The sequence below is a fragment of the Streptomyces sp. NPDC046215 genome, from assembly GCF_040646215.1.
In the GTDB taxonomy this organism is placed as follows: Bacteria; Actinomycetota; Actinomycetes; order Streptomycetales; family Streptomycetaceae; genus Streptomyces; species Streptomyces stramineus.
Genome location: NZ_JBEYZW010000042.1, coordinates 51,359 through 60,998, shown reverse-complemented (window position 1 = coordinate 60,998; position 9,640 = coordinate 51,359). Strand labels below are relative to the sequence as shown.

Here is a 9,640-nt window from a genome sequence, read left to right as displayed (position 1 = left end):
CTCCACAACCCCCCCCCGGTCCACACCTTCCCCCACCCCGCCGATATCCGCACCGGGGCGGGGCAGGCCGCCCCCCCCCCCAAGGCCGGGTCTCCTCCTCCCGGGGGTGCGGCTCAGCCGGAGCCCAGGCCCGCGTCGCGGGCCCGCACGATCGCCGTGGCACGGTCGTGGACCTGGAGCTTGGCGAAGATCGAGCCGACGTGGTTGCGCACGGTCTTGTCCGCCACGAACAGCCGCTGGGCGATCTGCCGGTAGCTCAGGCCGGCGGCCAGGAGGTCGAGGACCTCGCGTTCCCTGGCCGTGAGCGTCGGGAACGCCTCCTTGGCGGGGGCGCTGCCGAACGCGGTGAACAGGGCGCCGAGGCGCTCGGCCATGCGGGGGCTGAAGACGGCCCCGCCCCGGCCGACGGTGTGCAGCGCGTGCAGGATCTCCTCGCGCACGGCCCCTTTGAGGAGGTAGCCGCGTGCCCCGGCCCGTACGGCGGCCAGCAGGTTGTCGTCGTCCTCGGACATGGTCATGACCAGGACGCGCACGTCGGGGTGGCGTTCGCGGAGCTGTCGGGTGGTCTCGATGCCGGACAGCCCGGGCAGTCCGAGGTCCATGACGACCAGGTCGGGGGTGCTGTCGGCGGCCGCGGCGAGGGCTTCCTCACCGGTGGCCGCCCGGGCGACGACCGTGAAGCCCGGGTCCAGGTCGATCGCGGCGGCGAGCCCGTCCCTGAAGAGGGGGTGGTCGTCGACCAGCAGCACGCGCCAGGGGCGCGCCGCGCCGTCGCCGTCAGGTGTCTCGCTCATCGTCATCCTCGTGGGTCCGGGGCCGGGGGGTGATGGGCAGGGTGGCGGTGACCGTCGTGCCGTCCGGTCCGCTGGTGATCGTGGACGTGCCGCCGATCTCCTCGGCCCGTTCGCCGACCGAGGCCAGGCCGGTGCCGGGGACGGCGGCCGCGTCGAAGCCCCTGCCGTCGTCGGTGACGGTGACCGTCAGCGCCGTCGGGGTGGCGGCGAAGGCGACCTCGACGCGGTGGGCCCTGGCGTGCCGGGCCGCGTTCGTGACGGCCTCGGCGGCGATGCGGTAGGCGGCGGTCTCCACCCCGGGTGCCAGGGCGGGCAGCGGCGCGGGCGGGCCGGTCACGCGCACGCGCACGTCGTCGGTGCTGAGCCGGTGCGCGAGGGTCCGTGTGGCGTCGAGGAGGCCGTGTTCCACCAGTGCCGCCGGGGTGAGCCCCGCGGTGATGCGGCGCACTTCGGCCAGTGCCTCGCCGAGGACTTCGGCGGCCGTGCGCAGGTGCTCCGCGGCGGCGGAGGACGGCGGGCCGCACGCCTGGGCGGTGCCCAGGCGGAGCTGGGCGGCGGCCAGTTGGGGGCCGAGGCCGTCGTGGATCTCGCGCCGCAGCCGGCGGCGCTCCTCCTCGCGGGCGAGGACCAGGGCTTCCCGGGCGGCCTGCGCCTCCTCGCCCAGGCGCAGGGCGGCCAGCGCCGGGCCGGCCTGGTCGGCGAGCAGGGAGAGGAGGTCGCCGTCGCGTTCGGGGGGTGTGCTCGTACCGCCGCGTGCCACTTCCAGGCGGCCCACCACCTGGCCGTGGTGGCGGAGGGCGAAGACCTGTTTCGGGTCGGTCACGGGGGCGCCGACGGCGGCGAGCCACCGGGGTCCGGACCGGGTGTCGACGCCGATGGTCGCGCCGGCCAGCCCGAGGTCCTCCACCGCGCTGCGGCAGATCTGTTCGGGTACGTGGCCGGGGTGCGGCGCCTGCCGCAGCCGTACGGTCAGGGCCCGCATGGCCTCGTACGGCCGGGCGCGGGGCCCGTAGAAGGCCCGTTCCACCGCCAGGGAGGTGCGCAGGACGACGGGCCGGACGGTCCAGCCGACGACCAGTCCGCACCCCGCGGCGCCGACCACCGTCACGCTGCGGGCGGCCGGGAGGGCCGCCCACGCGGCCACGGCGGCGCAGACGGCCGCGGCGGCCAGGGCGGTGAGCACGAACGCGCCGGCCAGCCGGTGGCTGGTGACGCGCTCCAGCCGCCACATGCCGCCACGGGCCGCCGCCAGGCAGATGACGGCCACCCACACCGCGCTCCCCGCCGCGCGGGCCGCGACGGTCCAGCTCTCGCCCCACACGTCGGACAGCAGCAGGCAGACGCAGGCCGGGTAGGCCACGGCCAGGAGGGCCCACACGCGCCGGCCGTCCCCGGCGGGCTCCCGCAGCGCGCGGCGGACGAGGTCGGCCGTCACCACCAGGGTCACGACGCGGCTGGCCCAGTCCACGGCCTCCTCCCCGGGGTCCAGCCGGGCTATGGCCCATTCGCTGACGGCCGTGCCGGACCACGGGCTGGGAAAGGGGTGGGAGCCGGGGGTGCCCAGCGCCCACAGCACGCCGTAGCCCAGGCAGACGGCGCCGGCGCCGGCGATAACGCCCCACCGGCTGCGGCGGGAGGTGGCGTCGTGGAGGAAGCACAGGGGCAGGAGCAGCACGGTCAGGGGGTGGCCGGCGATGCCGGTGGCCCCCAGCAGGATCATGGCGGCGGCGACCGGCACCGGTTCGCTGCCGAGGAACGCGAACAGGTCGAACACGGCGGACGGCACGATCCACACCGCGCCCGCGGCGAGCAGCAGGCCGCCCATGCGGTGCCCCGAAGGGTCGGCGAGCAGCAGTACCGCGACCGCGCAGAGGGGCAGGCCCACGACCAGGCGCGTGACCTCCGCGGACGCCTGGGGGGCGGAGTAGTTGACGGCGAGCCACTGGTCGCCCGCCAGGAACAGGACGACGGTGAGCTTCACCAGCAGGACGGCGAACAGCAGGGCCGCGGCCGTGCCCGCCGTGCGGACCGCCCGCCCGTGCGTCCGGACGGCAGCCGCGGGCGGGCTCATCGCACCCAGAGGTCGTAGGGGTCGACGCCGAACCAGCCGGAGGGCAGGCACCGGTACTGGGCCCACCGCTTGGCGCGCTTGCCGTCGTCGCCGGCGTCTTCGCACCCGCGCTTCGAGTGGTGGGTGGCGATGTATTTCCAGTTGCCGTCGTCCATCGGGGAGTTGCCGTGGGCGCGCGGGGTCGCGTCACCCGCCGCGGCCTCCCCCACCGGCAGGAATCCCAGGGCCAGGGCGGCGGCCACCGCGGCCAGGGGGACGCGGGGCCGTCGAGTCGAACAGCGCATTCTCTCTCCTCGGTCGGGCGGGTGGCGCCCCTGGTGGGCGTCACTCGGGAAACGCGCTGAACAACGAGTCGGCGATCCTCCGCGTTGCGGGTCGCCTCCGGCGGCGGTGGGGTGCGGGCTTGCCGAGGCGTCGCACCGAGCCCGGCGTCAGGCCGCCGGGTGATCGGTGGCCGGGGCGCCGGTGGCCGGGTGGTCGGTGGCCGGGTGGGCGGCCGTCGCCGCGGAGTCGGGCAGGCGGAGGAAGACCGTCATGACGGCACTGGCCAGGTACAGGACCGCGAAGGTCCACATGACGCCCCGGACCCCGAGCGGCCCGAGGAGCAGGCCCACCAGGGCGGGGCCGAGGAAGGTGCTCGCGCCGGCGCCCAGGTTCAGGGCCGACAGCGCCTGGCCCTTGTGGTCGGGGGCCAGGGAGGGCAGCAGGGCGGAGAGCGGCACGTACCCGGCCAGCGTCGCGCCGAAGAGGCTCACCAGCACCATGGCCAGGGCGTAGTTGTCGCCGGCGGCGGTCGTCCCGTAGTAGAGCAGCAGGGTGGTGACGGCGCAGCCGACGCCGCCGAACCAGGCGATGGTGCGCTGCCAGCCGAAGCGGTCGCCGACCACGCCGAAGATGAGGTTGAAGAAGATGTTGGTGGCGAACATCGCGGACAGCAGTTGCAGCCACTCGCTGAGCGCGAATCCGAGCGTGTCGGTGAAGAAGACCGGCAGGAAGACCAGGAACCCGAACTGGGGTGTGGTGTTGATGGCCCGGACGAGTGCGCCCGTCCCGACGCGGGGCCGGCGCCAGATGATGGCGAGCGAGCCGAGCAGGGTGGCGACCGGGCGCTCGCCGGCGGGTGCCAGGCGTGCTCTGCCGGTGGGTTCGCGTACCAGCAGCAGGGCGATGGCACCGCCCGTCACCACCAGGCCGAGGGCGAGCCACAGCGTGGCGTACGCGCCGGCGCGCGGCACGGCGAGGCCGGCGAGCAGGGAGCCGAGCGTGGGCAGGCCGCCGGTGAAGGCGAACCAGAACCATCCCACCGCGGAGCCGAGCCGCCGCCGGGGGGTGACGGCCGTGACCCAGATCAGGAAGCCGTAGGCGAAGAGCGGGTAGCCGAACCCGCGCAGCCCGTACCCGAGCAGCAGGAGGGGGAAGTCGACCGTGGGGAGGGCGAAGACCAGGAAGACGGTCTGGAACACCACCCAGAGGGCGAGGCCGAGCATCATCACCCGGCGCGGCCCCCACAGGTCGGACAGCGCGCCGGAGAACCAGGCCGCCACGCTCGCGGTGGCGCCGTAGACGCTGAACAGCAGCGCGATCCGCTCTTTGGACACCCCCTCCTCCAGCAGGTAGGGCGAGAGGTAGCCGGACTCGACACCGTCGCCGACCATGAAGACGAGAACGCCGAGGAACCCCCAGGCGAGTGCCCGGGGAATGCCGATCCGCTCCAGCAGGCGCGGGCGGGGCATGTCGTCGGCGGACGACGAAGGGGCCATGACGGCCGTCACGGGAACCACCTCTTCCGAGGTTCGGGGGAAGCCGGGGAAAGCGCGACGGAACGTGCGCTGAGGCGACACGATGAAACGGCGCGGCGGGGGCGTCAACGACCGGCAGGAACACCCCGCGAGCCGGGCACACCGTGGCGTGAAATCGCCCCCACGACCCCCGCGTGGGAGCTCTTCGGTCAGGTGTCGGCGCAGCTCAGCTCCGTGGCAGCGGTGCGGAGGGCGGCCGCCGGCCGGGTGAACTCGGTGTGATGTTCACGCGGTGCCCGCCGCCTCCTTCCGGCGTCGCGGGCCGGCTGCTCAGCGCGGGGCTTCGACCGTGCGGACGTCGACGCCGCTCTCCCGCAGCCGCCGCACCTCCGAGGCCGGTGCCGCGTCGTCGACGAGGACCAGGTCGAAGTCGGTGAGCGGCGCCAGGGCGTACAGCCCTTGGTTGGCGAACTTCGTGTGGTCCACGAGCAGCACCCGGCGTGCGGCCGACGCCATCATCGCCCGCTTGACCTGCACCGTCTCCGGTGACATGTGGTAGCAGCGTCCCCCGGTGACGGCCGTGGTCGACATGAACAGCACGTCCGCCCGGAAGGACTCCACGCTCTGCGCGGTGTGCAGCCCCATGAAGGCGTCGTAGGCCGGGAAGTAGGTGCCGCCCAGTGCTATCAGCGAGATGCCCGACTCCCTGGCCAGCGCGGAGACGGCCGGCAGGGAGTTGGTGATGACGGTCAGCGGCGTGTGGTCGGCCATCTGCCGGGCCAGGCTCAGGCAGGTCGTGGAGTCGTCGAGCATGACGATCTGCCCGGGGGCCAGCAGTGCGGCGGCGGCCCGGGCCAGCCGGTGCTTGGTCCGCGCCATCGTCGTCATGCGCTCGCTGACGCTGCCGTGGAACTGCGTCGACGGAAGAGAGCTCGCACCGCCGCGCACCTTGCGGAGCCACCCTTGTGACTGCAGCGCGTCGAGGTCTCGGTGGACCGTCATCACACTGACGCCGAACTCCTCCGCCAGCGCGGACGTCCGCACGAACCCCTTGGCCGTCACCAGATCGCGCAGCGCGCGGCGGCGCTCCTCCTGGACATCCATCCGGGCCATGCCGCCGTTCCTTCCGGGTCACGCGATCAGTGCGGGGCAGGCGCGTCACCGGGGGCCGGACGGGTGGTGCGAACCTCACGTGAAGTTAACACGGGCGGGGCGCGCCGCCTCCTGCCGGAGCCGGGCGGGCACGGGACCTCACACCGGCGTCCGGGTGCCTTGCGGGAAAACGCCGTGGCCGATTGACGGCCCTGTCGGCGGCGCGTTTCGCTGTCGTCCGTGAGCCGGCCGCGGCTGTGTGCCGCGGTCACTGCGAAGGGGCAGGTATTCCGGTCATGTCGGTTCTCAGCATCGATGTCGGTACGTCGGTCATCAAGGCGGTCATATTCGACGGCCAGGGGCGGGAGACGGCGGTTTCCCGCATCAGCACGGAGGTGCTGCGCCCCCGGCCCGGGTGGGCGGAGCAGGACATGGACGCCGTGTGGGACAGCGTGGTCCGTACCGTGCGCGGTGCCCTGGCGCAGCTCGGCCCCGGCCAGGAGCCGGTGTGGCTGGTGACCTTCACGGCGCAGGGCGACGGCTGCTGGCTCGTCGACGGGGACGGCCGGCCGACGGGGCCGGCGGTCCTGTGGTCCGACGGGCGGGCGGGGGAGCTGCTGACCCGCTGGGCGGCGGACGGCGTCCTGGAGGAGGCGTACCGCCGCAACGGCTCCCTGACCTGCGGGGGCATGCCCAACGCGGTGATCAGCTGGCTCGCCGCGCACGACCCGGAGCGCCTGGAGCGCTCCCGGACGGCGCTCACGGCGGCCGGCTGGCTGTTCCTCAAGTTCACCGGAATCACCGCGATCGACGCGTCCGACGCGTCGGCCCCCTTCCTCGACCACGCCACCGGCGACTACGACCCGGCGGTCCTGGACCTCTTCGGGCTCGCCTGGGCGCACCGCCTCCTGCCGCGCGTCCTGGGCGAGGACGAGCGCCTCGCCCCGATCACCGCGCGGACGGCGGGCGAGCTGGGGCTGCCCGCCGGGCTGCCCGTCGTCATGGCCCCCTACGACGTCGCCGCCACCGCCCGCGGCGCCGGCGTCGCGGGCGTGGGCCAGGCGTGCGCCATCCTCGGCACCACCCTGTGCACGGAGGTCGTCACCCCGCAGGTGGACACCGGCGGCGAGCCGTGCGGCATCAGCATCGCCTACGGGGACCGGGGCCGGATCCTGCGCGCCTACCCCACCCTGTCCGGTACCGAGGTCCTGGACTGGGCGGCGCGCGTCCTCGGTGCCGACGGGCCTTCGGCCCTGGGTGAGCTGGCGTTCGGCGCGCGCCCGGGCGCCGGCGGGGTGGCGTTCCTGCCGTATCTCTCACCGGCCGGTGAGCGCGCTCCGTTCCTCGACCCGGGGGCCCGCGGCGCGTTCTGGGGCCTCTCCCTGCACCACACGCGCGCCGATCTCGCCCGTGCCGTCTTCGAGGGCCTGTCGATGGTGGTGCGCGACTGCCTCCAGGCCTCGGGGGCCGCGGTCCGCGAACTGCGGCTGTGCGGCGGGGGCTCGGTCAGCGACGACTGGTGCCGGCTGATCGCCGATGTCACCGGGGTGCCCACGGCCCGCAGCACCGACACCGAGCTGGGCGCCAAGGGCGCGTTCCTCACCGGGCTCGTGCTCAGCGGGGCGGAGAGCAGCATGGACAGCGCGGCCGCCACGTACGTGCGAATGCGCGCGAGCTGGGAGCCCGACCCCGGGCGGAGCGCGTTCTACGACGAGCTCCACGCGTCCTTCCTCGCCTGGCGCGGCGCGGCCCGCTCCCTCGGCTGGGCACCGCCGCTCCCCTCCCCCACCGCCCCCACCGCTCCGAAGGTCACGCATGTCTGACGCCCGCTCCCCCCGCTCCCCCGGCCCTCTCGATCCCGACGGCGTCCACCTCGGGCTCGACCTCGGCACGCAGAGCGCCCGCGTGGTCGCGGTGGACGGCGCCGGCCGGCTGCTCGCCGCCGCCTCGCGCCCCCTGACCGGCCACCGCGACGGCGTGCGCCACGAGCAGGACCCCGAGCAGTGGTGGTCCGCCCTCGCCGGTGCCTGCCGCGAGGCCCTCACCGGCATCGCCCCGGAGCGGATCCGCGGCCTGGCCCTCGACGGCACCTCCGGGACCGTCCTCCTGGCCGACGGCCGGGGCAGGCCGCTGACCCCGGGGCTGATGTACGACGACGGGCGTGCCCGCGCGTACACCGAGCGGGTCGACGCGGCCGGCGGCGAGGTGTGGCAGGAGCTGGGTTACCGCTCCATGCAGCCGTCCTGGGCCCTGCCGAAGCTGTTGTGGCTGCTCGACCACTGTCCGCCGCCCGCCGGTGCCCGGCTGCTGCACCAGGTCGACCTGATCACGTGGCGGCTGGCCGGGCGGCAGCTCGCGAGCGATGCCAGCCACGCCCTGAAGACCGGTTACCACCTCGTGGACGAGCGCTGGCCCGAGGCGGAACTGGGCGCGCTCGGTGTCCCGGCCGCCCTGCTGCCCGAGGTGGTGCGGCCGGGCACGGTCATCGGCACGGTGTGCGCCGACGCCTCGGGTGTCACCGGCATCCCGGCCGGTACGCCGATCGTCGCCGGGATGACGGACGGGTGTGCCGCCCAGATCGGCGCCGGTGCCCTCACCCCGGGCGCCTGGAACTCCGTCCTCGGCACCACCCTGGTCCTCAAGGGTGCCAGTCCCCACCTGGTCCGCGACCCCGGCGGGGTCGTCTACTGCCACCGCGGGCCCGGCGGCATGTGGCTGCCCGGCGGGGCGTCCAGCAGCGGTGCCGGGGTGCTCACCCGGTGCTTCCCCGGTGCCGATCTCGACGCCCTCACCCGGCGGGCCGCCGCGTCCGGGTCGACCGCCGTCGCCTATCCGCTGGCCGGGGCCGGCGGCGAGCGCTTCCCGTTCCGCGCGCCCGACGCCACCGCCTTCGTCCTGGGCGATCCCTCCGGTGCGGCCGAGCGCTTCCACGCCTTCCTCCTCGGCGTGGCCTGCGTCGAACGGCTCTGTTTCGACTACCTCGACCACCTCGGCGCCCCCGTCGGCGGCCCGCTCACGCTCACCGGCGGCGGCGCCCGCAACCGCTACTGGTCCCAGCTGCGCGCCGACGTCCTGGGCCGCCCCGTCCGGCTGCCCGAGCAGGCCGAGAGCGCCACGGGCATGGCGGTGCTCGCCGCGACCGCGTCGGGCGCCGGCCTGGAGCAGGCCGCGGCCACCATGGTGCGGGTGCGGGAGGAGCTGCGTCCGGATCCGGCCCGCACGGCCCGCCTGGTCCCCCGCTACCTCGACTTCGTCGACGAACTGACCCGGCGCGGCCGGCTGGACCCCGCCGTGGCGGAGCACGCGCGCAGAAAGGCAGAGCAGTGACCGACTTCGTCCTCGTACGCCACGGTGAGACCGAGTGGCACGCGGAGAACCGCTACGCGGGCCGCACCGACGTCCCCCTCACCGGCCTCGGCCGCCGGCAGGCCGCGGCGCTCGGCGTCTGGGCGGCCGGGCAGCGGCTGGACGCCGTGCTGTGCTCGCCGCTGTCCCGGGCCGGGCTCACGGCACAGCCGGCCGCGACCGCACTCGGCCTGTCGCCGCGCGTGGACGAGCGGCTGTACGAGGTGGACTTCGGGCGCGGCGACGGGCTGACGCGCCGTGAGATGGCCGCGGAGTTCCCGGCCGAGCTGGCCGCGTTCCTCGACGACCCGGTGGCCCACCACCTGCCCGGCGGCGAGGACCCCGTGGCGGCCGCCGCGCGGGGTGTCGACTGCCTGCGGGACGTCGCGCGGGACCTTCCCGACGGCCGCGTCCTGGTGGTGGCGCACTCCACCCTCGTCCGCCTGGTGCTGTGCGAGCTGCTCGGCATCCCGCTGTCCCACTACCGGCAGGTGTTCCCGGCCCTGGAGAACGGGGCCCTGACCGAACTGCGGCTGAGCGGGGGCCGGGCGTCCCTGCTGCGGCTCAACGTCCCCCTCACCCCCGGCCTCGACTGAACC

General features: G+C 75.1%; 8 protein-coding genes. 3 read left to right on the top strand and 5 right to left on the bottom strand.

The window, feature by feature from the left end; genetic code table 11:
• Window positions 1-113: 113 nt before the first annotated feature.
• From ABZ951_RS19550 to ABZ951_RS19530, 5 genes are all read right to left on the bottom strand, one after another.
• Window positions 114-794, bottom strand: coding sequence for a response regulator transcription factor (locus tag ABZ951_RS19550; RefSeq protein WP_344091960.1), 681 nt, complete (start codon window positions 792-794; stop codon window positions 114-116).
• Window positions 778-2,865, bottom strand: a complete 2,088-nt coding sequence (locus ABZ951_RS19545) for a sensor histidine kinase (protein ID WP_344091958.1) — start codon at window positions 2,863-2,865, stop codon at window positions 778-780. The genes ABZ951_RS19550 and ABZ951_RS19545 overlap by 17 nt, the downstream gene beginning before the upstream one ends.
• Window positions 2,862-3,149, bottom strand: coding sequence for a hypothetical protein (locus tag ABZ951_RS19540; protein WP_344091956.1), 288 nt, complete (start codon window positions 3,147-3,149; stop codon window positions 2,862-2,864). The genes ABZ951_RS19545 and ABZ951_RS19540 overlap by 4 nt, the downstream gene beginning before the upstream one ends.
• 147 nt (window positions 3,150-3,296) lie before the next feature.
• Window positions 3,297-4,637, bottom strand: coding sequence for an MFS transporter (locus tag ABZ951_RS19535; protein ID WP_344091954.1), 1,341 nt, complete (start codon window positions 4,635-4,637; stop codon window positions 3,297-3,299).
• 297 nt (window positions 4,638-4,934) lie between these two features.
• Entirely contained in the window at window positions 4,935-5,717 is a 783-nt protein-coding gene (locus ABZ951_RS19530; protein ID WP_344091951.1) for a DeoR/GlpR family DNA-binding transcription regulator, read from the bottom strand.
• Between the two features lie 275 nt (window positions 5,718-5,992).
• Between ABZ951_RS19530 and ABZ951_RS19525 the strand changes: the two genes are divergently transcribed.
• Genes ABZ951_RS19525 through ABZ951_RS19515 form a run of 3 tightly spaced genes read left to right on the top strand, consistent with a single transcriptional unit; the run spans window position 5,993 to window position 9,637 of the window.
• Window positions 5,993-7,519: an FGGY-family carbohydrate kinase gene (locus ABZ951_RS19525; protein ID WP_344091949.1), complete on the top strand. Its 1,527-nt coding sequence runs from the start codon at window positions 5,993-5,995 to the stop codon at window positions 7,517-7,519.
• Window positions 7,512-9,023, top strand: coding sequence for an FGGY family carbohydrate kinase (locus ABZ951_RS19520; RefSeq protein ID WP_344091947.1), 1,512 nt, complete (start codon window positions 7,512-7,514; stop codon window positions 9,021-9,023). Before ABZ951_RS19525 ends, ABZ951_RS19520 begins: the two co-directional genes overlap by 8 nt.
• Window positions 9,020-9,637: a histidine phosphatase family protein gene (locus ABZ951_RS19515; protein WP_361280334.1), complete on the top strand. Its 618-nt coding sequence runs from the start codon at window positions 9,020-9,022 to the stop codon at window positions 9,635-9,637. Before ABZ951_RS19520 ends, ABZ951_RS19515 begins: the two co-directional genes overlap by 4 nt.
• The last annotated feature ends 3 nt before the right edge of the window (window positions 9,638-9,640 follow it).

Bases quoted from the DNA above. Each gene is read 5' to 3' on its own strand.
- ABZ951_RS19530 (WP_344091951.1), bottom strand. From the start codon at position 5,717: ATGGCCCGGATGGATGTCCAGGAGGAGCGCCGCCGCGCGCTGCGCGAT.
- ABZ951_RS19525 (WP_344091949.1), top strand. From the start codon at position 5,993: ATGTCGGTTCTCAGCATCGATGTCGGTACGTCGGTCATCAAGGCGGTC.
- ABZ951_RS19550 (WP_344091960.1), bottom strand. From the start codon at position 794: ATGAGCGAGACACCTGACGGCGACGGCGCGGCGCGCCCCTGGCGCGTG.
- ABZ951_RS19545 (WP_344091958.1), bottom strand. From the start codon at position 2,865: ATGAGCCCGCCCGCGGCTGCCGTCCGGACGCACGGGCGGGCGGTCCGC.
- ABZ951_RS19540 (WP_344091956.1), bottom strand. From the start codon at position 3,149: ATGCGCTGTTCGACTCGACGGCCCCGCGTCCCCCTGGCCGCGGTGGCC.
- ABZ951_RS19520 (WP_344091947.1), top strand. From the start codon at position 7,512: ATGTCTGACGCCCGCTCCCCCCGCTCCCCCGGCCCTCTCGATCCCGAC.